A 25,000-nucleotide genomic window follows, 5' to 3' on the forward strand; every position below is an offset into this window, starting at 1 on the left:
TCTAAAGGAACTTGGCTTCGTCAAGGAAGAGCGGTTGGTTCGAAAGCTGCTGGTGCTGCCGCCATCGCGCCACAGCCAGGCGCCATATGAATTCCCGCTCTCTCTTGCGCCAACGCGGCAACCAGTTCCGGCACCTGCATGCCGGGCATGGCAAGCAGGATCAGCAGGTCCATACGCTGCGAGGGTTCGCGTCTGGTGTGAAACGAAATTCCCGGTGTCGTCGTGGCGTCAGCCTGCCGCGCCACGAATTCGAAGGAAATCGCCGGTGCGCCGCGGATGGTGTTCACCAGGTCGAACATTTCGACGAGCGTGGCGGCGACTGCGGAATAGAAAGTCGACGGCAGCCAGATTACGGCGTGGAGGGGTTGGTTGGCCAAGATGCCTCCTCGTGCATAAACAAGATATGGCAAATTTAGCACACAGATTGTCAAATCTGCCAATTCTGATTTTCGGCGACCGTCCATAAGGTCGCCGCGCCGATGCACGTATCGGCGTGTTTGGCCGGTCGCGTCCCGGCCGCTGGCCCATGTGGAGACCGACATGAAAGCAATTGTATTCGACGAGATCGGCTCGCCGCGGGACGTGCTCTATCTCGATGATGTCCCCACGCCGCGGATCGGCGACGGCGAGGTGCTGGTCAGAATCGTCTCGGCTTCGGTCAACCCAGGCGACTTTCTGTTCATCCAGAACCTCTATCCCGAACCGAAGAAGCCGCATTTTCCCCGGCAGATCGCCGGAAATCATGGTGCCGGCATCGTCGAGGCGGTCGGGACAGGAGTCGCGCTGCAACCCGGCACGCTTGTCGCCTTCAGCCACTACAACACCTGGGCCGAGTACGCGGCCATTCCCGCTGAATGGCTGATCCCTTTGCCCGCCGACTATCCCGCCGAACGTGCCGGGCAAATGGTGAACCCGATCACCGCCTGGGACCTGCTGGTGGATTCCCGGGTGCAGCCTGGCCAATGGCTGGCGGTCACGGCTGGCTATTCCTCGATTTCAACCATGGTGATGCAGTTCGCCCAACGGCGCGGCATCAACGTGATCGCGGTGGTGCGACGTCAGCATCAAAGGCTGGACTTGAAGGAGCTTGGCGCCACCGCCATCCTCGACCTGTCGGACGTAAATGGCGACATCCGGGAGGCCGTCATGGACATGACCGGCGGCGCAGGACTGAACGGCATCATCGACAATGTTGGCGGGCCTGTCAGCGGCGAGTTGATCCGCACCCTTGCCCTTGGGGGGCAGATGGTCATCAATGGCGGCATGAGCGCGGAGCGTTTCGAACTGCATAATTTCGACGTGCTGCTGAGCGGCGCCGAAATCAGGGCAAACATTTATCGCTACTTCTTTTCGCCGCCCGTCGAAGCCGACCGGCCGATGCTGCGCGAGATTGTCGACATCTTCGGCCAGCCCGGCTTCCATATCCCTGTCGGCGGTATCCACCCGCTGACCCAATTCAAGCTTGCCGTCGCAAACAGCCTGGATCGCGCCGATCTGGGAAAACAGATTTTCACGATGTAGCGTTGGGCGCGACCCCTCTAGCCACCTCTTCCAGCCAGTGATCGCGAATGCCGAGCGCCTTCAGATGCTCGACCGTGCTTACCACATAGTCCTCATTGTTTCCGGACTGGCCGACGGCGCCACGGATGACGCCTGCCGCATGCGCGGCATCGAGCCCGCCGGCATACTGTTCATGCTGGCGGTCGACGATGTAGGCGACCGCTTTCAAAGTCTCACGCTCGGCCAAGCCGTTCCCGTCGAGGCTGATATCGAGCACACGCTCGAGATAGACACTGGTGACGAGTTCCCGTTCGCGCAGATAGGTCAGCACCTCATCGCGCAACTCGCCCGGGACGCGAAACGCCAGCCCGATGCAGGACCCGCCGCGGTCGAGGCCGAGGACCAGGCCCGGCCGCTCACGCGTGCCGCGATGCACGAAGGAATAGACGCAGAGCGACCGCCGGTAGCCGTAAAGCCGGGCGCGGCGGGTCTCGACATGCGCGAATCCCGGCCGCCAGATCAGCGAGCCGTAGCCAAAAACCCAAAAATCGCCCATATCGCCAAGCCTGATTGCACGAGAGTGACGCCGCCGCATCGGAATCGGTGCTCTTCTGTCTTTTTGCTTGTTGCGTAAGCAACAGTCCACCCGCAACACGCCCGCGTTAATGAAAGCCGCAGCATGACGTCAACTGACGAGCGTCCGTCGAAGTTTCGCCGCCGGCTGTTCTGGATCGCCGCTTTGGTCGTTATGCTGTTCGGCGTCTACAGCGCGGCCTGGTTCTATGTCGCCGGCCGCGTTAGAAGCGAAGCCGACAAGGCGGTCGCGGAGCTGAACACCAAAGGTATAGAGGCCGGCTGCGCCAATCTCACCGTCAGTGGCTATCCACTGAGCTTCGCCGTCTCCTGTGACACGCTGGCTTACGAGGACGACACCAGGAACGTCGCGGCCTCGACCGGCAGCTTCAACTTCATGGCCGAGATCACCCGGCCGTTGTCGCCTGTCGCCGAGTTGCGCGGACCGCTGCGCACATCGGTGCCGGGGATGATGCCTTTATGGATCGACTGGGACAATCTGCAGGCCAACGCAAAGCTCTCCTGGCCCTTGCCCCGCAGCATTTCGTTGCAGGCCGAGGGCCTATCCGGCCAGACCGACCCGGCCGATGACACCGACCCGGTCTCGCTGTTCAGTGCCGGCACTGCAGCGGGAGAGCTGCAGCCCGACGGCCAGGACATCGGCTATGTCGGAAGCTTCACCGATCTTGAGATCGACGCCGACGCGATCGGCGGGCGCGTACTGCCGCCGCTCGACGGCAGCGGTGACGCTACTCTGAAGAACGGCGTGGCGTTGATGAAGACGGAGGCCAAGAGCCTGCGCGGCCAGGCCGCCGACATCCACAAGCTCGACCTGTCGTCGGGAACTGCGCGCATCACCGTCTCCGGCCCGGTGTCGGTCGACGCCAACGGACTGATCAACGCCGACCTGACGATCAAGCTCAAGGATCCCAAAGCCGTGGCGGCAATCCTCGCCACCGCAATCCCCGAGCAGAAGAGCCAGATCGAGCAAGGCTTTGCCGGCCTGGCGCTGCTCGGCAACGAACCGTCGATGCCGCTCAAGGTGGTGAGGGGCAAGGCCTCGCTCGGCTTCATTCCGCTGGGCAAGCTCAAGCCGGTCGATTAGACCATGATCTCAAAGCACGAACCGCTTTGGGGGAAGATCTATGCCAAGCCAACACATGAGCCGGGCAGTAAAACTGCTCAGCGTTGGCGCGCTGACGTTGGACACCATCCTGCGTCTGGAAACCCTGCCCACGCATCAGGGCAAGTTCATCGCATCGGATGGCGCCCAGCTCGCTGCGGGCATGGCGACAAGTGCGGCCTGCGCTGCCCGCCGTCTCGGCGCGGAGGTGTTCCTGTGGGCCAGTGCGGGCGACGATGCGATTGGCGACCAGCTGCTGGCCGGCGTCGAAGCCGAGGGCGTCGATTGCAGCTTTGTCCGCCGCGTCAAAGGCGCGCGTTCTGCGCTGGCTTCGATCCTGATCGACGCCCATGGCGAGCGCATCATAGTGCCATTCTACGACCCGAAGGCGCAGGTTGACCCCGAGGCGCTGCCTGTCGCCGATCTTTCCGGCTTCGACGCCGTTCTGGTTGACGTCCGCTGGCCGGGCGCTGCCGCCCTTGCCCTGACCGCCGCGCGCGACGCCGGCCGCCCGGCGATCCTCGACGCCGACACCGCGCCGCTTGAAGTGCTGGAGCGTCTGTTGCCGCTGGCCTCGCACATCGTCGCTTCGGAGACGGCGGCGCGCATTGTCTGCGGCCATGCGCTGGACCCTGAAACCGCCTGTGCCGACCTCGCCAGCCGCACCGATGCCTTCGTCGCGGTCACCGGCGGCGCGGCGGGAAGCTGGTGGCATGACCGGTCCAGCGCCTGCGTTCGCCACATCGCGGCGCCGAAGGTCAAGGCGGTGGATACGCTGGCCGCCGGCGACGTCTTTCACGGCGCCTTTGCCGTCGGGCTCGCCGAAGCCATGCCGATCGAGCAGGCCTTGCGCTTTGCCAGTGCCGCCGCCGCGCTTAAATGCCAGCGCTTCGGCGGCCGGCTGGGCGCGCCGGACCGGGCCGAGACAATGGCCATGGTCGCCGCAACCTGGCCTGCCTGAAACAGACTAGCCTTTTGTAGGATGCTCCACCGCCTGACGGCCAAAATCCGGCACGTCAATATCCTGGCCGGCCTCGATGATCGAGCGGCGCACGGCGCGGGTGCGGGTGAACAGATCAAACAGCTTTTCGCCGTCGCCCCAGCGTATCGCCCGCTGCAGCGAGGCGAGGTCCTCCGAAAAGCGCGCCAGCATCTCGAGGATGGCGTCCTTGTTGTGCAGGCACACGTCGCGCCACATGGTCGGGTCGGAAGCGGCAAGACGGGTGAAGTCGCGGAAACCCGAGGCCGAATATTTGATCACTTCCGACTTGGTCACCGACTGCAGATCGTCGGCGGTGCCGACGATGTTGTAGGCGATGATGTGCGGCAGATGCGAAACGATGGCCAGCGTCATGTCGTGATGCTGCGGGTCCATCGTGTCGATGTTCGAGCCGCAGCGCCGCCAGAACTCCGACAGCTTTTCCAGCGCGGCCGGATCGGTGCCCGGCAGCGGCGTGAAGATGCACCAGCGGTTTTCGAACAGCTCGGCAAACCCGGCATCCGGGCCCGACTTCTCCGTACCCGCCAGCGGATGCCCAGGTATGAAATGCACGCCTTCCGGCACATGCGGCTGCATCTGTGCAATGACCGAGGCCTTGGTGGAACCGACATCGGTGAGGATGGCACCCTTTTTCAGCGCCGGCGCGATTTCCTCCGCCACCTCGCCCGAAGAGCCAACCGGCACCGAAACGATGACAAGGTCGGCATCGCGAACCGCTTCCTTTGCGTCTGCAGTATAGGACTCACCGAGACCAAGCTCCTTCGCGCGCGCCAGCGTGGTCGGGCTGCGCGTCGCGATGGCGACATGCTTGGCCAAACCTTCGCGGCGGATGACGCGGGCCAGTGACGAGCCGATCAGGCCGATGCCGACCAGCGCGATTTTCTCGAACATCGGTGATGTCATGTGCTTCAACTTTTCAGGAAGGTCGTGAGCGCGTCGATGACGCCGCGATTGGCTTCTTCCGTGCCGACGCTCATGCGCAGCGCGTTGGGGAAGCCATAGCCGGTAACCCGCCGCAATATATAGCCACGCTGGGTGAGATATTCGTCAGCTGCCTCTGCCGAATGCTTCTTGTCCTGCGGAAAGTGGATGAGGACGAAATTGCCGACACTCGGCGTCACCCTGAGACCAAGCTTCGTCAGCTCTTCATTCAGCCAGGTAAGCCAGGTCTCGTTGTGCAACGAACTGCGCTCGACATGGGCGCGGTCGCGGATCGCCGCGATGCCGGCCTCGATCGCCGTTGCATTGACGTTGAAAGGCCCGCGGATGCGGTTGATCGCATCGACGATGTGCAGCGGGCCATACATCCAGCCGATGCGCGCGCCGCCAAGGCCGAGCTTGGAGAAGGTGCGGGTCATGACCACATTCTGCGCGCTGCCCGCCAGCTCGATGCCGGCCTCATAGTCGTTGCGTCGCACATATTCCGCATAGGCCGCGTCAAGCACCAGAAGCACATTGCCCGGCAGCGCGGCATGCAGCCGACGCACCTCCTGGAACGGCAGATAGGTTCCGGTCGGATTGTTGGGATTGGCGAGGAACACGATCTTCGTGGCCGGCGTAACCGCAGCCAGGATCGCGTCGACGTCGGCGCGCTCCTCGGTCTCTTTGACCGCAACCGGCCTGGCCCCCGCCGACTGGATATAGATCTTGTAGACCATGAAGGCGTGTTCGGTAAAAATCGCCTCGTCGCCCGGCGCCAGATAGGTCTGCGCCAGCAGGCCCAAAATCTCGTCCGAGCCATTGGAACAGATGATGTTTGCCGGGTTGAGGCCGTGCACTTCGGCGATCGCCTCGCGCAGCCGCCTTGCGGTGCCGTCGGGATAGACGTCGAGCCTGGCGGCAACTTCACGCGCGGCCTCGATTGCCTTCGGTGAGGGCCCGAGCGGGTTCTCGTTGGACGACAATTTATGGACCTTGGCGACGCCAGCCGGCGCCGTACTCTTGCCCGGCACATAGGCTTCTATGTCCATGATGCCCGCGCGGGGCGTCGGCCGTGCCTTGTCCGCTGTCTTGTCCATGTCGCAAATCCGTCTGAAATGCCGCCGTCCGGAGGCCGCAGCGGAAATACAAGCCGTGGCTTCGAATGTCGAGAGGCTCGGCAATAGCTTGCCGTTGACGCCGGGCCGCACGAGTTCTAGAAGAACGCAACGTTCCGTGGTGATTTGGCCGGTCGGCTTGCAGCCACGTTAAACAACTCGCTAAAGGGCCGTTTGCGTGACGTAACCGGCTTTGCGATCGCATTGCCGGTTTTTTATTGCCTGACGGCGGGCAAGGAGAGTCACATGACCGCGCTCCGCGCTGCAAAAACCAACAACGAGGCCGACAACCCGTCGAGCCCGGTGTTGCATTTCGGCGCCGACAAGCCGCTGAAGCTCGACGCCGGCACGCTTTTGTCGCCGTTCCAGATCGCCTACCAGACCTACGGCACCCTGAACGACGCCCGCTCCAACGCCATCCTGGTCTGCCATGCGCTGACCGGCGACCAGCATGTCGCCAACACCAATCCGGTGACCGGCAAGCCGGGTTGGTGGGAGGTGCTGATCGGCCCCGGCAGGATCATCGACACCAACCGCTTCTTCGTCATCTGCTCCAACGTCATCGGCGGCTGCCTCGGCTCGACCGGTCCGGCCTCGACCAATCCGGCCACCGGCAAGCCCTATGGGCTCGACCTGCCAATCATCACCATCCGCGACATGGTGCGGGCGCAGTTGATGCTGGTCGACCATTTCGGCATCGAAAAGCTGTTTTGCGTGCTCGGCGGCTCGATGGGCGGCATGCAGGTGCTGGAATGGGCATCGTGCTATTCCGAGCGCGTCTTCTCGGCGCTGCCGATCGCTACCGGCGCGCGCCATTCCTCGCAGAACATCGCCTTCCACGAGGTCGGCCGCCAAGCTGTCATGGCCGACCCAGACTGGCACGGCGGCAAATATTTCGAGCATGGTGCGCGCCCGGAAAAGGGCCTGGCGGTGGCGCGCATGGCCGCCCACATCACCTATCTGTCGGAGGCCGCCCTACACAGGAAATTCGGCCGCAATCTGCAGGATCGCGAAGCGCTGACCTTCGGTTTCGATGCCGATTTCCAGATCGAAAGCTATCTGCGCCACCAAGGCATGACCTTCGTCGACCGCTTCGATGCCAACTCCTACCTCTACATGACGCGTTCGATGGACTATTTCGACCTTGCCGCCGACCATGGCGGCCGGCTGGCCGATGCCTTCGCCGGCACAAAGACGCGATTTTGCCTGGTCTCCTTCACCTCGGACTGGCTGTTCCCGACAGAGGAGAGCCGCTCGATCGTGCATGCACTGAACGCCGCAGGCGCTTCCGTCTCCTTCGTCGAGATCGACACCGACCGCGGCCATGACGCCTTCCTGCTCGACGAGCCGGAACTGTTTGCTGCCATCAACGGCTTCATCGGCTCCGCTGCAAGGGCGAGAGGGCTCAGCGCATGACCCCTAGAAGTTGCAGACTTTTCGGCCAGGGATCGAAGCAATGAGCGTCAACCGCGCCCAGCGCGTCGACCTCGAGGTCGTCGCCGGCCTCATCCCGCCGCTCTCGCGGGTGCTCGACGTCGGCTCCGGCGACGGCCTGCTGCTCGAACTCCTGCAGGAGACCAAGCAGGTCGACGGTCGCGGGCTGGAACTGTCGCAGCGCGGCGTCAACGAGTGCGTGGCGCGCGGCCTCTCGGTCATCCAGGGCGACGCCGACACCGACCTCGAATTCTATCCCGACAAGGGGTTTGACTTCGTCGTCCTGTCGCAGACGCTGCAGGCGACCCGCAACCCGAAGCTGGTGCTGGACGAACTCTTGAGGATCGGCAACCGCGCCATCGTCTCCTTCCCCAATTTCGGCCATTGGCGGGTGCGGCTGTCGCTGTTCTTCAAGGGACGGATGCCGGTGACCGAGGATCTGCCCTATTCCTGGTACGACACGCCCAACATCCACTTCTGCACCATCCGCGACTTCGTCAACCTGGTCGAGGAGCTCGGTGCCTCGGTGGAAAGGGCGACCGCGCTCGACGGCAACGGCCAGAAGATCGGCCTGTCGATGCCATGGTGGTTCTGGAATTTCTTCGGCCAGCAGGCGGTGTTCTTGCTGAAGCGCTGATTTCGCCGGAGACGCTACCCGGCGTACTCGACAAAGGTGTGATCTTCGCCAGCAAGCTCGCCCGCGATGATGGAGGCGATCTTTTCCCAGTCGCCACCGGCCAGGCCAGCGCCGATTTTCGGATACCCGATGCGTTTGCCGGTGAATTGGACCTTGACTGCCCGCATGACCTTTCGGATCGCCTCATAGTCGGCTTTCACACCCTGCCCTTGCCAGTGGAATTGCGTGTAGCCGTTGACGATATGAAAGGTTCGGTCCCCGCGCCTGATCTCGGCGACCGATATGCGTCCGAGCTTGGCGGGATCCCCTTTCACGGTCGCGCGGTCGGCCGCATAGGCCTCGAGAAAGCGCTGCTTAATGGACAGCGCAATGCCTTTGCCCATCGCGCACTGGCAATTGCAGCCATGCACGATGACATCGAATTGCCCATCGAGTGCAAGTTGCAGCAGATCGCCGCGAATCGTCTGTATCGACATGGAAATCTGGCCTCCCAGTGACGGCGTTTGCCCCCAGTTGGAGCGGCAGTTTCCGCGTGCGCCTGTCTGACCATCGCAAAACTGCGGTTTACGCGGCAATCGAATTCTCGATAGCTGCCGATTGATCCCCACCTATCCCAGCACGTCCGTGGCCTTGTGCGGGTGCCTGACACCGTCAGCCAGGACCACATCGGCGTGGGAGTTGTCGGTACGCAACGCCAGAATCTCCCGATAGGCTGATGAATCGTACCAGCCGCGCGCATGTTCCTTGTCTGGAAACTCAATGATGATCAGGTGCCCGGGCCAATCGTTCTCAATCACGTCCAGCTCGCCGCCATGAACAAGATAGCGGCCACCAAACGGTGCAAGTGTTGCATCGATCTTCTGCAGATACTCGACAATCTGCGGGCCCATCGTGACTTGGCGCATATGGGCGACGGCGTAGGCGGTCATGGCTGAACTCCCTATGTAGTCGAAGCCGACCAACCGGCCTTCGTGGGCGCAATCTGCCGCGATGACGTCAGCTGGTCGATTACGTCAGACGTAATCGGATCGTTGAGGGAATCCTGGCTCAACAGTTTGTGATGACATTGCTGCTGCATTTTTGTAGCGTCGAATCGAACGCAATCCTGAGGCGGAACCGACCGTTCGTCCGATCATCACGGAATCCAGGGCAGAACCAAAGCAATATGTCGAAGACTGCCGACCTCGCTCCGCTAATCACGGTGATCACACCGACTCACAACCGGCGGAGCAAGGTTCTGCGCGCCGTCGAGAGCGTTCTGGCGCAGAACGTCACTCGTTTTGAGCACATTGTCGTCGATGACGGCTCGACCGACGGCACGGCCGCAGCCCTTGCCGAAATCCGCGACCCGCGGCTGGTCTATGTCGGGTCGAAATGGCGCGGCGCCAATGCTGCCCGTAATGCCGGCATCGAACGGGCGCAGGCGCCCGTGGTGACCTTTCTCGATTCCGATGATGTCTATCTTCCGGACCGGCTGGAGCGGACACTTGAGTGGTTCGAGGCCAATCCCTCGCTGGAAGTGCTGATCAGCTCCTTCGTCTCGCTGAAGGGCAATCGCCGCACCAATTGCGTCAACCGCGAGGCGCTGCTGAGCCGCGACTCGCTGGAACGGGCCCTTGTCGCGCAGACGATCTTCATTGCCGGGTCGGCAATCACCGCCCGGCGCGAGTCGCTGCTGGCCATCGGCGGCTACGATAGCGACGTCACGCGCATGCAGGATCGCGAATTGTTGCTGCGCTTTGCCCGCCGCAGCGGCGCGCAACTCTCCGAAGTGATCGACTGGAAAAAGTACAATTCCGAGAATTCCATCTCCGGACAGCGCGATGGCTATGTCGAAGCCTATGCCAGTTTGATCGACAAGCACCCCTATATCGCCGACCGCTACCCCCACATTCCGCCCTACATGATTGCCCGGCAGCTCATCGCCGACGCGCTCAAGGGCAGGGTTTCGCAGGCATTCTCCGGCTATCTGGCCAACCGGTCGTCGAAGGCACTCGGCTATTCGGTGCCGCAACTGTTGCGCGGCTATGTCGGCGGCCGGCGCTGGCGCCGCGATCTCTACACCGAATTTCGCGACAAATACGGTGCGCGGCCGGCCTGAAGCCCCCTGGAAGCCGCGCAGCGGCCTTCCCTCCGGAACTGCCTCAAAACCTCATTTATCGAGTTCCGGGAAATACGGATCGGAATAAAACCGCCGGTCGCGTTCGCCCTGCAGGCAATCCATCGGTGCGGCCGCGTCGATCGTGACCACGGTCGCATCGGCAATACCGCTCACCTCCATGATAAGCTTGCGGCGTATGGCGGTAGCGAATTCGGAGGCGGCGTAGATCGGCAGCACGAAGGAGCCGGGCCCGCCGGTGACACAGTCGTCATAGTACTGGTCGAGATGGCTGAAGGTCGGCGACGGGCTGATCAGGATCGGCAGGCCATTGATGACGATGCCCTTGGCCACCGCGGCATCGCGTGTGGTGGCGACCGGCAGTCCGGTGTTGTTGGGACCGTCGCCGGAAATGTCGATGACGCTGCGTGGCGCATCAAACCCGGTGCCGTCGAACAGCCCGGCACCGAAGGCAAGCGCGCCGGAAATCGAGGTGCCGCGAAAGCTGCGGAAGGGCCGCGCGGCTATTCTGTCGGCGAAGGCGTTGGCGTTCTCTGCGCTGTCGATGACCTGCCAGGCGATGACGCCATCCTCGCGCACGACGCCCGCCCATTCGAAATAGGCAAGCGCGATGCGGCCGGTCGTGCCCGAGCGCACAGCCTTGATGAAATCGGGATGCCTGAGCGCCTCGACATAGCCGGCGCGCTGCAGCGCGAACTCCCTCTCGTCCATCGACTGCGAGATGTCCACGGCCAGTACCAGTTCGACATCGACAGCAACGCTGTTTGCCGGGGCCGCCACGGGCGTGACCGGAGTGCAAGCAAGGCAGGCTAGCAGGCTGAGCGCATCGAGCATGGCCGCACCACGGATGTTTCGATCCGCGAATCTTCGCCGCGATCGCGGCGAAATAAAGCCCCGGCTAGGTCTTTCGCCGTACAGTCGCCTTCGGCGGCGGGTCGATAGCGCCGGCCCTGACGCGGGCGGGTTTCAGCGCCGGCGCACCGGAATCCTTCACGATGCTCAGCGCGCGGGGGAAGAACTGATTGCTGTGCAGGCCTCGCCCGATGTTGAGGATCGCGGTCCTGGGCAGGCGTTTTTCCAGCATCGACAGAACCCGCCGCAGCGACGGCCCGTCGAACGCATCCATCGCCTCGTCGATGATCACCCATTTTGGCTTTCGCAAGGCGAGCCTGGCGAAGGCGAGCGAGCGTTGTTCGTCATCGCCGAGTTCACGCCCCCAGCGTGCGGAACGGTCGAGCGAGGATGACAGGCGCTCGAGGCCGACCTCGGCAAGCACTGCCGAAATTTCGGCATCGCTGGCTGGCGCGAGGCCGTTCGGATGGTCAAGCACCTCGCGTAGCGTGCCGGCCGGGAAATACGGTACGCGCGGCACGAAGATCGGGGCCTCTCCCGCCGGCAGGCCGATCCGTCCGCTCCCCCACGGCCACAGGCCGGCAATGGCGCGGAAGAACAGCGTCTTGCCGGCGCCTGGCTCGCCGGTGATCATGACGTGCTCGCCGGGATGGATTTCGACATGGCTTTCGGCAAGTTTGGTGCAGCCTTCCGGTGAGGCCACTTCAAGCCTCTCGAAGGTCATGCTGCCATTGGCATTGTCGCTGACCTCGATGCGCCTTTCCTTGTCATGCAGCACGTCGGTTTCATCGAGTGCAATGCGAAAGTCGGCGACACGCATCAGTGTCGCGCGCCAGTCGGCGATGCCGCCGATGTTGTTGATGAACCAGCGCAGCGACGAATGCACCTGGTTGAAGGCACCGACCGCCATCATCAGCCCGCCAAAGCTGATATCGCCCGAGAAATAGACCGGCGACGCCACCAGGATCGGCGCCACGACGGTGATCCAGCCATAAGTGTCTGTCACCCACGCCAGATTGATCTGCGCCTTGTAGATATTGCGCATCGCGCCCAGCACCGTGCCGAGGTCGATTTCGAGCCGGCGCCTCGCATCGGCTTCGCCGTGATAGAGCGCAATGGCGTCGACATTCTCGTTGACCCGCACCATCGAGGAGCGCAGCTCGGCTTCGCGCGTGTAGCGATCGCTGTTGAGGCGGATCAGCGGCCGGCCGACCAGCCAGCTCAGCCAGGAGGCGATGCCGGCATAGAGGAACGCGGCCCAGACCATGTAGCCCGGTATCGCCAGCGACCAGCCGTTGATGTGGAAGACGAAGCCCGACGACAATTGCCACAGCACGCCGACGAAGGACACAAGCAGGATGAAGGATTGCAGCAGTCCAACCCCGAGATCCGTCGTCAGATCGCTGAGATGCGCGGCATCCTGCTGCATGCGCTGGTCGGGATTGACGCCGATGGCCCCGGCATTGGCAAGCCGGAAGGCCCGCGCCGGCCGCATCCACTGGTCGATCAGGTCGAGCGTCAGCGCCTCGCGCAGCCTCAACCGGATCATCTGGTTGAGCCAGGTCTGAGCGATGTTGAGCACCAGCAGCGTACCGGCGATCATTGCAAAGATCATCAGCTGATGCAGGAAGGCTGCCATGTCACGACGCGCCAGCGCATCGTAGAAAGGCTGGTTCCAGCGGTTGAGCAGAACCTGGCCGATCGACGTCGCGACGATGACCACCATGATGCCGACCGACGTCCATAGCAGCCATTTGCGTACCGGCGAGCCCACCAGCGCCCGTTTGATCGTTGCCACCTGGTCGCGCAGGCTGCTGGCTTCGACGGTTACCGGCTGGGGTGTGGTGTTGATGTCCAGTTGATCAGCCATGGCCTGGGGTCCTTACGTTCAACAGCGGTGCTGAAACCGGATGGAGGGACTAGAAGGCATCCGCCGCTCAAACGGGCTGCGAATGCATCTGCGACAGATAGGTGGGAAAACCCCACGCAACACCAGTTTTCATCGTGATCACGAAGGTGTCACCTGACGCTTGGTCGACGTCACCCCATCGGCGCGGCGGCCAAGCCTTGTCGCGCCGTGCGGCGACAGCACCGGGACGAAGACGCGGCGCGAGGCGCGCTGCGCGACCGGCACACCCTGATAGAGCCGCTTCTGCGCCTCGACCACGATGACGCCGGAAAAGATCGGCCAGAACCGCCGGCCGGCGCGCTCCAGCACATTGTGGAACCGCATCATGAAGCGCCGCGGCGATGGCGGGAAGAACAGCGCGTCTGACCAGGACGCCGGTGTGAAATTCGCCTCGCGCAGCAATTCGGTGAGCTGGCCGCGCGAGAATGGCCGGCCATTGCCGAACGGTGTGTGCTCGAACCTGGCCCAGACGCCGCGCCTGTTAGGAACGACGATGACGACGCGGCCCGCCGGCGACAACACCCGCCAGATTTCGTTCAGCGTCTCGCGCGGGTTTTCGACATGTTCGAGCGAATGCACCAGCAGCATGCGGTCGATGCAGGAATCGACCAGCGGCAACTCCTCGTCGAAGACCAGCGCCGTCGAGGTCGGTCCATTCGCCGGCCAGACGACCGCACCTTGGGTGGCCGGCATGAAGGCAAAGACCCGCTCGGCATCGGCGCCGAACCGCTCCAGCCACGGCAAGGTATAGCCGAGCCCAACCAGCCGCTCATTGGGCACGGCAGCCCAGATCGAGGAAAGCGCCATGGTGATCGAGCGTTCGGCCAGGCGGCCAAGCGTGGTCGAATAGAAGGAACGGAGATCGACGATGTCGGAATGCATGCGCGCGACGGTAGCTGTGATGCCGCTGAAGTTCAACAAAGCCGGATGACATCGAGGGCCAAGCGCCCTATGTCTGCGGCGACAGATGGAGAGATGAAAATGCCGGTCGAAATCGAACAGTTCATGTGCCGCAGCGACAATTTCGGCGTCCTTGTGCATGACCCCAAAAGCGGTGAGACCGCCATCATCGACGCGCCCGAGGAGGCGCCGATCCTGGCCGCGATCGAGCGTACCGGCTGGAAGCCGACGATGATCCTGACCACCCACCACCATGTCGACCATGTCGAGGCCAATCTGGCGCTGAAGGAGCGCTTCAAGCTGCGCATCGTCGGACCGGAGGCGGAAAAGGACAAGATCCCCGGCATCGACGAGACCGTCGGCCAAGGCTCGGTCGTCCATCTCGGCGGCGAGCGGATCGATGTCATCGCCACGCCCGGCCACACGGCGGGCCACGTCTCCTATCATCTGCCGGCCTCGAAAGTGGCGTTCACCGCTGACACCCTGTTCGCGCTCGGCTGCGGCCGGCTGTTCGAATGCAAGCCGCCGGTGATGTACGACTCACTGAAGAAGCTGGCGGCGCTGCCGGCCGACACGGTCATCTATTGCGGCCATGAATACACGCTCTCCAATGCTCGCTTCGCGTTGACCGTCGACCCGACCAATTCTGCGCTGAAGGAGCGGGCGGCGAAGATCGAGACGCTGCGCGCCGACAACAAGGCGACGCTGCCGACCACGATCGGCGAGGAACTGTCGACCAATCCGTTCCTGCGCTGGCATGATCCGGCGATCCGCAAGCATCTCGGCATGGAAAAGGCCAGCGATGCCGACGTGTTCGCCGAAATCCGCAAGCGCAAAGATAATTTCTGAGCATCGTGACGTCTGCGGGAAAGCCATGACCAGCGCCGCTGAAATCATCGCCACGCTCGGCCTTAAGCCGCATCCGGAAGGCGGCTGGTATGCGGAGACCTTTCGCGACGGCGCCAGCGGCGCGCGTGGCCATTCGACGGCGATCTATTTCCTCCTTGAACAGGACCGGATTTCCGCATGGCACCGGGTCAAGGACGCGGCCGAGGTCTGGCATTTTTATGCCGGGGCGCCGCTGGCGCTGTCGATGTGCGAGGAAGGCAGTGCAATGATCGAGCAGGTGCTCGGCATTGAACTTGCGGCGGGCGAGCGGCCGCAGATCGTCGTGCCGGCCGGCTGGTGGCAATCGGCGCGCAGCCTCGGCGAATGGACATTGGTCGGCTGCACCGTGGCGCCGGGATTCGACTTCGCCGCCTTCGAGATGGCCGAACCCGGCTGGGAGCCTAGCTGGGCAAAAAGCCGAGCGTAATTGCCAGCTGGGCTGCGTAATAGAGCACCCAGACGGCATAGCGCATGCCGGCACGATAGGGCGCTATTGCCGGCACGAGGAATTTCTCGGCGGCGAGCAGCCCGTCCGATGCCATGAACAGCACGGCGCCGCCGATGACCCACGGATTGTCGAGCGTCAACGCCGAAACACCCATCGCCAGGATGGCCGCGATATAGACGGCGATCGGCACCCGCAGGCCGGGACCAACACGGCGCCAGAGCGCCGCCAGCATGACGACCACGAAAGCCGCCATGGCGAGCGCGATGGCGCCGCGCCAGGTCTCGGTGCCCAGCACGTCCAGCCCGCCGCCGCTGCGCAGGAAGAGCGGCACATAGAGGATATGCGCCGCCAGGAAACTGGCCAGTCCACCGAGGAAGGCCTTGTCGCCGTCACGCGACAGGAAGGCGTCGCCGACGGCGCTGAGCGCCAGCGCCGCGACGAGCAGCAGCGGCCCTCCTTGCATGAAGGCGAGCACGGCAAGCATGGCCACGGCCAGCGTCTTTGCCGCCGAGCGGGCAAGTGTGGGCCGCATGTCCAGGGTGAAGGCGTAGATCACCCCCGCCACCAGCGAAAAAATCAATGTCGCATTGGCGTTGGCGTCGATGCCGCCGGCAAACGGCATCGTCATGCCCTGGCTCCGCCTTCGGATGCCCCGGCTTCACTTTCGGATGCCCCGGCTCCACGCTCAGCCACCGCAGGTTTGCGCAGAAACAGCGATTTGGCCGCCAATGCCGCGCCGCCGGTGATCAGCACGCAGGCGGCGAGGATGCGCAGCGACGGCTCGGCGACGCCGGCCGCGATCAGCACCAGAGTCGACAGAAGCGGCGCGGCGTAGCTCGCCGCGCCCAGCACCTGGATGTTGCCGCGCTTGACGCCGATATCCCAGGCGTAGAAGGCCGCACCCACCGGCATCAGCCCAAGACCGAGCACAGCCAGCCATTGGCCGGCGCCGTTGGGCAGCACCGTCTGTTCCAAAAGGAGATGGCAGACGAGCGAAAGCGCTGCCGTGGCGGCGCAGAACCAGGTGACGATCGAGGTCGGCACCGCCGGAAAACGCCGCGACAGCAGCGAATAGGACGACCACAGCAGCGCGCAAACGGCCGCCATGGCATAGCCGAAGGTGTAGCGCGCATCGAAGGCCAGACCACCCCCCTTGGTCACGATGAGGACGGTGCCGGCGAGCCCGAGCAGCGCTCCCACGACATGGTTCCAGGCCAGCTTCTCACCCGGCATCAGCGCCGAACCGAGCACGATCAGCAGCGGCCACAGATAGGCGATCAGACTTGCCTCCACCGCCGGCGCGTTACGCAGCGCGGTGAAGTAGAAAAAGTGGTAGCCGAACAGGCCGGCAATGCCTATCAGCCATACCTGACGTGGAATCTTCTGGCTTTTGCCGCTCGGCGGCATGAACAGCCTGGCGACCAGCCCTACCGCGGTGCCGATGGTGAAGGTGATGGCCGACAGCAGGAAGGGCGGGACAGTGCCCGACGCGTCGGTGAGCAATGCCAGCAGCGCCCACATGGCAACCGCCGAAAAGCCGATCAGTGTTGCGCGCGCCATGCCCGTCTCCGGCGACGCGCAAAACGCGTCTATTCAACAGCTTCAAATCGCCGCGCACTGACGGTCAAGGTGCCGATCTGGGTCCCGACCGTGGCGTGGATCGGCGCATATACGCCGGTTTGGCCGAGCGGTGCAAACGTCACCATCATCTGGCTCTTGTTCTTCAGGTAATTCAGCGCCTTGCGGCCCTTTCGGTAGCCCGCCACCGGTTCGAATCCCATCTTGCAGGTGACGGTGTCGCCCTTGTAGCCCTTGACCGAGATCGAGCCCTTCGAGGCATAGGTCAGCGTCAGGTCGGCGCGCATCTCGCCATCATAGAACTTCACCTTGCGCCCGCAGACCTTGTCGAGGCTGTCGGCATGGATGACGGTGGCGGCCATCGGGTCGAGCACCGCTGCCAGATCGTTGCTGCCCAGCGGTATCCAGGTCTTGGGGTTGCGCTTTTTCGGCTCGGGAATGACCCGGGTGGCGGTGACAGCGCCATTGGCAAAGCGGATGTCGACCACGGAAGCCTTCTTGCCGGACTTGTAATCGGCGCGAAACGCCTGCGGCTGCATCTGCTTGCCCAGGATCTTGCCCTTTGACGAGATCGTGCCGCTCGTGTCGTCGAACAAGGTGGCGAGACCGGCTGCCGCGACGGTGCCGTCTATGGCATAGCTGTCGCCCTGGTAGCGGCTGGAAAATGTCGCCTTGGCCACCGAAAGGCCGAGGAAGGATACCGTGTATTCGCCCTTGAAGGACTGCGGAGCGGCCGCTGGGGTGGCGGCAAGGGTTGAGGTGGGCAAGGCAGCGACAAGCATGGCGACAAGGGCATGTGACGGACGAAGCATGGCGGGGATCGGTCCTCGATTCTCAAAGCCGGAGGTGGGCGACTCCGGCTTGCAATGTCCCTATGCGACCGCTTATAGGCTGAATTCCGGCCTTTATGTGAAATGCCCGTCACAGCCTTGGGTACGCCGGAGCTTGACGCCCCGGCGAAATGCAACTATGGAACGCCAACTTTTTCCATAAGGCCGCCTGACTGAAACCGCGCGCCGCCCGGCGCGGGCGAAAATGGTTTGGCAGGCTTAGACAGAACTGAAGGTTAGAACCATGTCCCGCACCTGCGAACTCACTGCCAAGGCAGTCCAGACCGGCAACAATGTGAGCCACGCCAACAACAAGACCAAGCGTCGCTTCCTGCCGAACCTCGTCAATGTGACGCTGATTTCGGAAGCGCTGAACCAGAATGTGCGCCTGCGCATTTCGGCCAACGCGCTGCGTTCGGTCGAGCATCGCGGTGGCCTAGACGCCTTCCTGGCCAAGGCCGACGCCAAGGAACTGTCGCAGCGTGCGCGCCTCTTGAAGAAGCAGATCGCCAAGAAACAGGCCGATCAGCCCGCCGCTTAAGACTTTAAGGCGGGGGACGACCGCCTTGAGCATCGGAGGATCCGATGCTCAAAATCATAAGGCAGCGCCATCCGAACTTCGGATAGCGCCTGGCTGGTTCCATTACCCAGGATAAAAAAATGACTTCCTTCTCGCGATATCTGCCCTTTGTGGCCGCCATGGCGCTTGTCGTCGTGGCATCGAACATCCTTGTGCAGTTTCCGATGCAGGGCCAGGTCGGCAGCCTGTCGCTGGCCGACATCCTGACCTGGGGCGCCTTCACCTACCCGTTCTCCTTCCTGGTCACCGACCTTGCCAACCGTCGCTACGGCCCGACCGTGGCGCGCCGCATCGTCTTTGTCGGCTTCATGACGGCGGTGATCTGCTCGATCCTCATCCCGCCCTTCCTGTTTCGCCACGGGCTGATCGAATTCGAGACCGCCGCCGACCGGCTGGTGCGCATTGCGGCGGCTTCGGGTGCTGCGTTCCTCTGCGCGCAGTTGCTCGACGTCACCGTGTTCAACCGGCTGCGCCGCCAGAGCTGGTGGCGCGCGCCGATCGTCGGCACGCTGGTCGGCTCGGTGTTCGACACCGTCGTGTTCTTCAGCATCGCCTTTTCCGCCCTCTTCGCCTTTGCCGGCCCGAATGACAGCTTTGCGCTGGAAACGGCGCCGCTGATGGGCGTGCTGCCGGTGGAGACCATGCGCTGGGTCTCCTGGGCGCTCGGCGATCTCTCGGTGAAGCTGATCATCGCCGTTGTGGCGCTGATCCCCTACCGGCTGCTCGCCGCCCGCTGGAGCCAGCCGGCGGTCGCGGTCTAGGCCGTGATCCCCTGGGTCCAGCTCGACGCTGCAAAGACGCCCGACGGCGCCCAGGAACTGCGCTTAAAGCAGCGCGGGGCTGAATTCTCGATCATGCTCGGCACCAACGAGCTGATGAACAGCCGCCTAAGCGGTTCCGAGCAAGCGCTGGCAAAACTCTCCTGCGACAGGATTGCCGGACAGAGCCGACCGAAAATCCTGATCGGCGGCCTCGGTATGGGTTTTACCCTGCGCGCCGCCATCGCCGAGTTGGGCGCCGACGCAGGCGTCACCGTCGCCGAGCTTGTTCCGGCGGTTATCGCCTGGGCACGCGGCCCGATGGCAGAGCTGTTTGCCGGCTGCCTTGAGGATCCCCGCGTGAGCGTCCGCGAAGCCGATGTCGGGCACACCATAAGGTCCGACAAGGCCGCCTGGGATGCCATCCTGCTCGATGTCGACAACGGCCCAGAGGCGATCGTCCACAAGGGCAACGATTCTCTCTATGGCGCCGCTGGCCTCGGCGCTGCGCGTGCCGCACTGAAGCCCGGCGGTGTGCTGGCGGTATGGTCGCAAGGGCCGGACAGTGGCTTTACGCGCAGGCTCAAGCAAGCGGGCTTTGTCGTGGACGAAGTGAAGACGCGCGCCAATGGCAAGCGCGGCGCCCGCCACGTCATCTGGATCGCAACGAAGCCGGCATAGGCCGCCGGCTCAATCCTGATGGAGAATAAATTCCAGGTAGAGGTTGCGCTGCAGGATCGAATGGTTGTCGTCCGAGATCAGCGACACCATCAGCGCGCCGTCGTCACGGGTCCAGACGTCGAGCCCTTCCATATTGTCAATCTGATAGCCCATGTCGGCTTCCATCAGCACCGGCCCGTCGGCGACAGCGCCTTTCTCGACGCTTTCGCCATAGATGCGCCTGAGCCGCATCCTGACGCCGCCAGCCATGGAGAAACTGCGCTCGAGCAGCAGCAGGTCGCCATCCGGCAGGAAGGCGCCGTCGGTGATGTCGAAATCGCCATTTCGCTTGACCGTGAAGACGCCCTTGTGCGGCCCTTCGATGATGGCGGCAAAGATGTTGCCGGCCTTATCGAGGCTCTTCTCCGAGACCACGACCAAGCCGCCCTCGTGCTGGCCGTAGGGATTGGCGTGGGTGACCGTCTCGAAGCCGCGGTTCTGCCGCAATTCCTGGGCTGGAACCAGGAAATTCAGCTGCTTGAATGGCGCCTTCATGTTGCTGGCGTCGATCTTGAACTGGGCGACGCGTTGATCGCGCTCGAAGCCGACGGTGGCGATGCCGTCCTTGACCGCCAGGCCTTCGGCGTCGACCTGCCATTTCTTGTCGATCGGCCGGCCCGATACATCGACCATCTGCTGCATGCGGAAATTCTGGATGCCGGACGGCCGCTTGTCGGCATCGTGGGTGATCGAGCCGAAAAACCAGAAGCCGGTATCGGCGACGCCGATGAAATCGCCGCCGGGCTTGAGGAAGCGAAACGCCGACAGCGCTCCGAAATCGCGCGTCGGCGAGGTCATCTCCAGCCCGCCGACGAACTCCAGCGGACCGAACTGTTTGTCGGCGCTGCCTATATGGAAGGTGGTGATCGGCCTTGCCGAGACTTCAACCGGCTCGACCGAGCTTGGCCCGGCGGCGATGGCCGGGGCCAGAGCCATGCCGGACAAGGCAGTGGCGGCGAAGAGCGTCTGCCTGAAGCCACCGCGCAAAGAGATCATCCTGCGCGCCGATAGCCGCCACGGCGTGTGTCGCGCGCGTTTTCCTCGGCAAACAGCGAGGCCAGTTGCTCGGTCATGGCACCGGCCAGTTCCTCGGCGTCGACGATGGTGACGGCGCGTCGGTAGTAGCGGGTGACATCGTGGCCGATGCCGATGGCCAGCAACTCGACCGGCGAGCGCGTCTCGATCAGTTCTATGACGGCGCGCAGATGACGCTCGAGATAGTTGCCCGGATTGACCGACAGCGTCGAATCGTCGACCGGCGCGCCGTCCGAGATCATCATCAGGATCTTGCGCTGTTCAGGCCGGGCGATCAGCCGGTTGTGTGCCCACAGCAGCGCCTCGCCGTCGATGTTTTCCTTGAGCAGGCCTTCGCGCATCATCAGGCCGAGATTGCGGCGGGCGCGGCGCCACGGATGGTCGGCGGATTTGTAGATGATGTGGCGCAGGTCGTTCAGCCGGCCCGGGTTCGGCGGCTTGCCATCCTTCAGCCATTTCTCGCGCGCCTGGCCGCCCTTCCACGCCCGCGTGGTGAAGCCGAGGATCTCGACCGAGACGCCGCAGCGCTCCAGCGTGCGCGCCAATATATCGGCGCAGGTGGCTGCGACCGTGATCGGCCGGCCGCGCATCGAGCCCGAATTGTCGAGCACCAGCGTCACCACCGTGTCGCGGAACTTGGTGTCGCGCTCCTGCTTGAACGACAGCGGCTGCATCGGGTCGATGACGACGCGCACCAGCCGGGCCGGATCGAGATAGCCCTCTTCGAGGTCGAAATCCCAGGAGCGGTTCTGCTGCGCCATCAGGCGGCGCTGCAGCCGATTGGCGAGACGCCCGACGACGCCGGAGAGATTGGCCAACTGCTTGTCGAGGAAGGCGCGCAGCCTGTCGAGCTCTTCTTCCTCGCACAGTTCCTCGGCGCCAACGGTCTCGTCGAAGGCGGTGGTGAAGACCTTGTAGTCGATCTCCTTGGGCAGATTGGTGAAGGGATTGTCGTTGCGGCGCGCCTCACCGGGCGTCTCGGCATCCGCATCGTCGTCGTCGGACAAATCGTCGGCGGTGGCGTCGGAGGCTTCCGTCTCGGACGACTGTTCGTCGTCGGCCGACGCCTCGGCATCCTCGGACTGCGACTGTTCGGAGCCGGAATCGTCTTCGCCGCCCTCCTCGCTCTGTTCCTCGCCTTGCGGCTGGTTGTCGTCATTGTCCTCGGAGTCTTCGGTCTCCTGGTCGTCGCCGAGTTCCTCGGCCATCTCCATGGACGCCAGCATGTCGCGCACGACGCGGGCGAAGGCCTGCTGGTCGCCGAGCTTGGCCGACAGCCCGTCGAGATCGGCCTTGGCCTTCTCCTCGACCCAGGGTCGCCAGAGGTCGACCAGCCGCTCGCCGCTCCTCGGGATCGGGCGGCCGGTCAGCTTCTCGCGCACCATCAGCGCCAGCGCTTCCTCGATCGGCGCGTCGGCCTTGTCCTTGACGTCGACGAGGTTGGCCTTGGCGTATTTGTCCTCCAGCATCGAGCCGATATTGTCGGCGACGCCCTGCATAGCGCGGCTGCCGATCGCCTCGACACGCGCCTGCTCGACGGCGTCGTAGATCGAGCGCGCCAGCTTGCCTTCCGGCGCCAGTTTGGTGTGGATGCGCTGATCGTGGCAGGCGCGCTTCAGCGCCATGGAATCGCCGAGCCCGCGGGTAATCGCGATATCCTCTTTCGACGCTTTCTTCGGCAGTTCCGGCAGGCGCGCACGACTGCCGGCAAGGGCGGGCCTGTCCTTGGCGAAACCGACCTCAAGCTCCTTGTCGCCGGCAAGGGCGCGCATGCAGACGGTGACGGCGCGCTTGAAGCTGTCGGCTTCAGACCCCGTCTTCGACTTGTTGCGCGTGTTGTCGCCCGGACCCGCCATCGAGGCTCTGCTTAGCCCAGCACCACGTTGGCGGCGCTCTCGGGCAGATCCTCACCGAAGGCGCGCTGGTAGAACTCGGCCACCACCGAGCGCTCGAGCTCGTCGCACTTGTTGAGGAAGGTCAGACGGAACGCCATGCCGATATTGCCGAAGATCTCGGCGTTCTCGGCCCAGGTGATGACGGTACGCGGGCTCATCACGGTCGACAGATCGCCATTGATGAAGGCCGAGCGCGTCATGTCGGCGACGCGCACCATCTTGTTGACGATCTCTTTGCCCTTGCCGTCGCGATAGTGCTTGGCCTTGGCCAGCACGATGTTGACCTCATTGTCGTGCGGCAGGTAGTTCAGCGTGGTGACGATCGACCAGCGGTCCATCTGCGCCTGGTTGATCTGCTGGGTGCCGTGATAGAGGCCGGTCGTGTCGCCGAGGCCGACCGTGTTGGCGGTCGAAAACAGCCGGAACGCCGGGTGCGGGCGGATGACCCGGCTCTGGTCGAGCAGCGTCAGGCGGCCAGACGATTCCAGCACGCGCTGGATGACGAACATCACGTCCGGACGGCCGGCGTCATATTCGTCGAAGCACAGCGCGACATTGTGCTGGTAGGCCCAGGGCAGGATGCCGTCGCGGAATTCGGTGATCTGCAGCCCGTCCTTGACGACGATGGCGTCCTTGCCGACGAGGTCGATACGGCTGACATGGCTGTCGAGGTTGACGCGCACGCAGGGCCAGTTGAGGCGGGCGGCGACCTGCTCGATATGCGTCGACTTGCCGGTGCCGTGATAGCCCGACACCATGACGCGGCGGTTGTAGGCGAAGCCGGCGAGGATCGCCAGCGTCGTCGCCTTGTCGAAAAGATAGTCCGGATCGATGTCCGGCACATGTTCGCTGGTCACCGAATATGCCGGCACCACCATCTTGGAGTCGAAGCCGAATTTGTCCTTCACAGAGACCGTCGTGTCGGGCAAATTGGCGATGTCGCGATCGACCTTGTTCATCTCTATCCACGTCTCCACGGGCGAAATGCCTGATTTCGCCGGCAATCGATTTTGTCCGGGGGCGGTCTTAGAGCCTTTTCCACCCTTATGAAAGTTGGAAAACGACACGAACCGTTGGGTCGCTCAGCACAAACCCGCCTGCTTGAGCACGCGATAGGCCTGCAGCACATCGCGGAACCGGTCTTCCGAACCTCTGTCGCCGCCATTCGCATCCGGATGGTGGCGCTTCACAAGTTCCTTATAGCGCGCCTTGATGTCCTTGCCAGTCGCCTTTGTATCAAGGCCAAGCGTTTCCAGCGCCTTGGCCTCAAGCGGCTTGGCCTTTCGTTCGCGCGCCTCGCGCGGGTCTTTCGGCCCTTTGAACAGATCGAAAGGGTCGCGCATGCGGTTGTAATAACCGGCGCGGCCGGAGCGCATCTGCGCCATATCTGGCGAAGAGCGGGTCGAGGCGCCGGCGAGGCCCATCTTCCATGTCGGCCGGTGGCCCGTCATCGCCTCCTTCTGGAAGCGGGCGATCTCGGTGTCCGGGACGCCGGAGAAGTAATTGAAACCCTTGTTGTATTCACGCACATGGTCGAAGCAGAACTGGAAATACTCGCCTTCCTTCATGCGACCGACCGGCGCACGATGGGTGCCGGCCTCCTTGCAGCCGTCCCACTGGCAGATCGGCGAGCGTGACTTCAGCTCCGCATCCTTTTCGGGACGGATCCGAATCTTCTCGAAATATTTGGGGTACGGTTTCATCTCACCCATTTATGGGCTGTTCGCACTCGCGAAACAAGAATTGACATTTTCGCGATGATCGCCCTAACCGCTGAATCGCGGCATAAAGCAGGGCGAATGGCGATTTTTGAGGCGGCCCGGCGAGATCGATCCCGATTTCCCGATCACGCCTTGCAGATATGGTGAAGGGAAGTGGCGATGTCCATACAGGCGACCATGGAAGACAAGCTGAACAAGGCGTTTTCGCCGGAGCGGCTGGTGATCGTCAATGAAAGCCACCTCCACGCCGGTCACCACCACCACGGCTCAGACCATCACGGCGCTTATGACGGCACCGGCGAGACGCATTTTCGCGTCCGCATCGTCTCGCCGGTCTTTGCCGGCATGAGCCGTATCGACCGCCACCGCGCCGTCAACGAATTGCTGGCGGCGGAGTTGAAGGCCGGCGTCCATGCGCTCGCCATCGAACCGGCCGCACCCGGCGAAAAGACCCGCTGGTAAGC

At 63.4% G+C, this 25,000-nt stretch carries 28 protein-coding genes and 1 riboswitch; of the genes, 12 read left to right on the top strand and 16 right to left on the bottom strand.

The genetic code is table 11. The annotated features are described in order from the left end of the window. Positions 1 to 20: 20 nt before the first annotated feature. Positions 21 to 377 (bottom strand): hypothetical protein, encoded by a 357-nt coding sequence (locus ACWTU9_RS04205; protein WP_455857221.1) that lies wholly within the window; start codon positions 375 to 377, stop codon positions 21 to 23. Positions 378 to 540: 163 nt separating this feature from the next. Between ACWTU9_RS04205 and ACWTU9_RS04210 the strand changes: the two genes are divergently transcribed. Then, positions 541 to 1,521: a quinone oxidoreductase family protein gene (locus tag ACWTU9_RS04210; RefSeq protein WP_455857222.1), complete on the top strand. Its 981-nt coding sequence runs from the start codon at positions 541 to 543 to the stop codon at positions 1,519 to 1,521. Here the strand turns inward: ACWTU9_RS04210 and ACWTU9_RS04215 are convergent. Continuing rightward, positions 1,511 to 2,056, bottom strand: a complete 546-nt coding sequence (locus ACWTU9_RS04215; RefSeq protein ID WP_455857223.1) for a gamma-glutamylcyclotransferase — start codon at positions 2,054 to 2,056, stop codon at positions 1,511 to 1,513. The two genes, ACWTU9_RS04210 and ACWTU9_RS04215, sit on opposite strands and share 11 nt — an antisense overlap. A gap of 123 nt (positions 2,057 to 2,179) precedes the next feature. On the opposite strand from ACWTU9_RS04215, the gene ACWTU9_RS04220 reads away from it, so the two are divergent. Beyond that, complete coding sequence (locus ACWTU9_RS04220; RefSeq protein WP_455857224.1) at positions 2,180 to 3,178, top strand: DUF2125 domain-containing protein; 999 nt, start codon at positions 2,180 to 2,182, stop codon at positions 3,176 to 3,178. A 55-nt stretch (positions 3,179 to 3,233) separates the two neighbouring features. Continuing rightward, a complete protein-coding gene (locus ACWTU9_RS04225; protein ID WP_455857225.1) occupies positions 3,234 to 4,157 on the top strand; it encodes a sugar kinase in 924 nt (307 codons plus the stop codon). A gap of 6 nt (positions 4,158 to 4,163) precedes the next feature. On the opposite strand, the gene ACWTU9_RS04230 is transcribed toward ACWTU9_RS04225, so the two are convergent. After that, positions 4,164 to 5,099, bottom strand: a complete 936-nt coding sequence (locus ACWTU9_RS04230) for a prephenate/arogenate dehydrogenase family protein (protein ID WP_455857226.1) — start codon at positions 5,097 to 5,099, stop codon at positions 4,164 to 4,166. 5 nt (positions 5,100 to 5,104) lie between these two features. Beyond that, positions 5,105 to 6,214 (bottom strand): histidinol-phosphate transaminase, encoded by a 1,110-nt coding sequence (gene hisC, locus ACWTU9_RS04235; RefSeq protein ID WP_455857227.1) that lies wholly within the window; start codon positions 6,212 to 6,214, stop codon positions 5,105 to 5,107. A 126-nt stretch (positions 6,215 to 6,340) separates the two neighbouring features. Beyond that, positions 6,341 to 6,418, top strand: a riboswitch (SAM riboswitch). Positions 6,419 to 6,478: 60 nt separating this feature from the next. Here hisC and metX point away from each other — a divergent pair. Beyond that, on the top strand, positions 6,479 to 7,648 hold the full coding sequence (gene metX / locus ACWTU9_RS04240) for a homoserine O-acetyltransferase MetX (RefSeq protein ID WP_455857228.1): 1,170 nt from the start codon (positions 6,479 to 6,481) through the stop codon (positions 7,646 to 7,648). A gap of 40 nt (positions 7,649 to 7,688) precedes the next feature. Beyond that, positions 7,689 to 8,303: a methionine biosynthesis protein MetW gene (gene metW, locus ACWTU9_RS04245; RefSeq protein WP_454586218.1), complete on the top strand. Its 615-nt coding sequence runs from the start codon at positions 7,689 to 7,691 to the stop codon at positions 8,301 to 8,303. 14 nt (positions 8,304 to 8,317) lie between these two features. Here metW and ACWTU9_RS04250 read toward each other — a convergent pair whose 3' ends face one another. Together ACWTU9_RS04250 and ACWTU9_RS04255 are read right to left on the bottom strand one after the other, a co-directional pair. Next, complete coding sequence (locus ACWTU9_RS04250) at positions 8,318 to 8,878, bottom strand: macro domain-containing protein (protein ID WP_455857229.1); 561 nt, start codon at positions 8,876 to 8,878, stop codon at positions 8,318 to 8,320. 33 nt (positions 8,879 to 8,911) lie between these two features. Then, positions 8,912 to 9,232 carry a DUF1330 domain-containing protein gene (locus tag ACWTU9_RS04255; RefSeq protein WP_455857230.1) on the bottom strand — a complete coding sequence of 107 codons (321 nt, stop codon included), beginning with the start codon at positions 9,230 to 9,232 and terminating at the stop codon, positions 8,912 to 8,914. A 236-nt stretch (positions 9,233 to 9,468) separates the two neighbouring features. Between ACWTU9_RS04255 and ACWTU9_RS04260 the strand changes: the two genes are divergently transcribed. Further along, entirely contained in the window at positions 9,469 to 10,404 is a 936-nt protein-coding gene (locus tag ACWTU9_RS04260) for a glycosyltransferase family 2 protein (RefSeq protein WP_454586221.1), read from the top strand. Positions 10,405 to 10,455: 51 nt separating this feature from the next. On the opposite strand, the gene ACWTU9_RS04265 is transcribed toward ACWTU9_RS04260, so the two are convergent. The 3 genes from ACWTU9_RS04265 to ACWTU9_RS04275 form a co-directional block, all read right to left on the bottom strand. Beyond that, positions 10,456 to 11,256, bottom strand: a complete 801-nt coding sequence (locus ACWTU9_RS04265; protein ID WP_455857231.1) for a DUF1194 domain-containing protein — start codon at positions 11,254 to 11,256, stop codon at positions 10,456 to 10,458. Between the two features lie 64 nt (positions 11,257 to 11,320). Then, the gene (locus tag ACWTU9_RS04270; RefSeq protein WP_455857232.1) at positions 11,321 to 13,144 is read right to left on the bottom strand and encodes an ABC transporter ATP-binding protein/permease; all 1,824 of its coding nucleotides are present in this window, start codon (positions 13,142 to 13,144) and stop codon (positions 11,321 to 11,323) included. A 138-nt stretch (positions 13,145 to 13,282) separates the two neighbouring features. After that, positions 13,283 to 14,065 (bottom strand): class I SAM-dependent methyltransferase, encoded by a 783-nt coding sequence (locus tag ACWTU9_RS04275; RefSeq protein WP_454586224.1) that lies wholly within the window; start codon positions 14,063 to 14,065, stop codon positions 13,283 to 13,285. A gap of 99 nt (positions 14,066 to 14,164) precedes the next feature. Between ACWTU9_RS04275 and gloB the strand changes: the two genes are divergently transcribed. Together gloB and ACWTU9_RS04285 are read left to right on the top strand one after the other, a co-directional pair. Further along, positions 14,165 to 14,932, top strand: a complete 768-nt coding sequence (gene gloB, locus ACWTU9_RS04280) for a hydroxyacylglutathione hydrolase (protein ID WP_455857233.1) — start codon at positions 14,165 to 14,167, stop codon at positions 14,930 to 14,932. A gap of 25 nt (positions 14,933 to 14,957) precedes the next feature. After that, on the top strand, positions 14,958 to 15,398 hold the full coding sequence (locus tag ACWTU9_RS04285) for a cupin domain-containing protein (protein ID WP_455857234.1): 441 nt from the start codon (positions 14,958 to 14,960) through the stop codon (positions 15,396 to 15,398). On the opposite strand, the gene ACWTU9_RS04290 is transcribed toward ACWTU9_RS04285, so the two are convergent. The 3 genes from ACWTU9_RS04290 to ACWTU9_RS04300 are packed head-to-tail and all read right to left on the bottom strand — an operon-like array spanning position 15,373 to position 17,809. Further along, on the bottom strand, positions 15,373 to 16,047 hold the full coding sequence (locus tag ACWTU9_RS04290; protein ID WP_455857235.1) for a lysoplasmalogenase: 675 nt from the start codon (positions 16,045 to 16,047) through the stop codon (positions 15,373 to 15,375). The genes ACWTU9_RS04285 and ACWTU9_RS04290 overlap by 26 nt on opposite strands. Beyond that, positions 16,044 to 16,979 (bottom strand): aromatic amino acid exporter YddG, encoded by a 936-nt coding sequence (gene yddG / locus ACWTU9_RS04295; RefSeq protein ID WP_455857236.1) that lies wholly within the window; start codon positions 16,977 to 16,979, stop codon positions 16,044 to 16,046. The genes ACWTU9_RS04290 and yddG overlap by 4 nt, the downstream gene beginning before the upstream one ends. A gap of 29 nt (positions 16,980 to 17,008) precedes the next feature. Further along, a complete protein-coding gene (locus ACWTU9_RS04300) occupies positions 17,009 to 17,809 on the bottom strand; it encodes a DUF3108 domain-containing protein (protein WP_455857237.1) in 801 nt (266 codons plus the stop codon). Between the two features lie 262 nt (positions 17,810 to 18,071). Between ACWTU9_RS04300 and rpmB the strand changes: the two genes are divergently transcribed. The 3 genes from rpmB (at position 18,072) to ACWTU9_RS04315 (ending at position 19,846) form a co-directional block, all read left to right on the top strand. After that, entirely contained in the window at positions 18,072 to 18,368 is a 297-nt protein-coding gene (gene rpmB / locus ACWTU9_RS04305; protein WP_454573202.1) for a 50S ribosomal protein L28, read from the top strand. 119 nt (positions 18,369 to 18,487) lie between these two features. Further along, on the top strand, positions 18,488 to 19,168 hold the full coding sequence (locus ACWTU9_RS04310; protein ID WP_455857238.1) for a queuosine precursor transporter: 681 nt from the start codon (positions 18,488 to 18,490) through the stop codon (positions 19,166 to 19,168). Between the two features lie 3 nt (positions 19,169 to 19,171). After that, positions 19,172 to 19,846 carry a hypothetical protein gene (locus tag ACWTU9_RS04315; RefSeq protein WP_455857239.1) on the top strand — a complete coding sequence of 225 codons (675 nt, stop codon included), beginning with the start codon at positions 19,172 to 19,174 and terminating at the stop codon, positions 19,844 to 19,846. A gap of 9 nt (positions 19,847 to 19,855) precedes the next feature. On the opposite strand, the gene ACWTU9_RS04320 is transcribed toward ACWTU9_RS04315, so the two are convergent. The 4 genes from ACWTU9_RS04320 to ACWTU9_RS04335 all read right to left on the bottom strand — a co-directional run bounded on the left by ACWTU9_RS04320 (position 19,856) and on the right by ACWTU9_RS04335 (position 24,527). Further along, on the bottom strand, positions 19,856 to 20,881 hold the full coding sequence (locus tag ACWTU9_RS04320; protein ID WP_455857240.1) for an esterase-like activity of phytase family protein: 1,026 nt from the start codon (positions 20,879 to 20,881) through the stop codon (positions 19,856 to 19,858). Further along, complete coding sequence (gene cobT / locus ACWTU9_RS04325) at positions 20,878 to 22,776, bottom strand: cobaltochelatase subunit CobT (RefSeq protein ID WP_455857241.1); 1,899 nt, start codon at positions 22,774 to 22,776, stop codon at positions 20,878 to 20,880. The genes ACWTU9_RS04320 and cobT overlap by 4 nt, the downstream gene beginning before the upstream one ends. 11 nt (positions 22,777 to 22,787) lie before the next feature. After that, complete coding sequence (gene cobS, locus ACWTU9_RS04330) at positions 22,788 to 23,774, bottom strand: cobaltochelatase subunit CobS (RefSeq protein ID WP_181058211.1); 987 nt, start codon at positions 23,772 to 23,774, stop codon at positions 22,788 to 22,790. 123 nt (positions 23,775 to 23,897) lie between these two features. After that, the gene (locus ACWTU9_RS04335; protein WP_142866468.1) at positions 23,898 to 24,527 is read right to left on the bottom strand and encodes a J domain-containing protein; all 630 of its coding nucleotides are present in this window, start codon (positions 24,525 to 24,527) and stop codon (positions 23,898 to 23,900) included. 168 nt (positions 24,528 to 24,695) lie between these two features. On the opposite strand from ACWTU9_RS04335, the gene ACWTU9_RS04340 reads away from it, so the two are divergent. Further along, the gene (locus ACWTU9_RS04340) at positions 24,696 to 24,998 is read left to right on the top strand and encodes a BolA family protein (RefSeq protein ID WP_192258319.1); all 303 of its coding nucleotides are present in this window, start codon (positions 24,696 to 24,698) and stop codon (positions 24,996 to 24,998) included. The last annotated feature ends 2 nt before the right edge of the window (positions 24,999 to 25,000 follow it).

It is taken from the genome of Mesorhizobium sp. 128a (genome assembly GCF_053848025.1).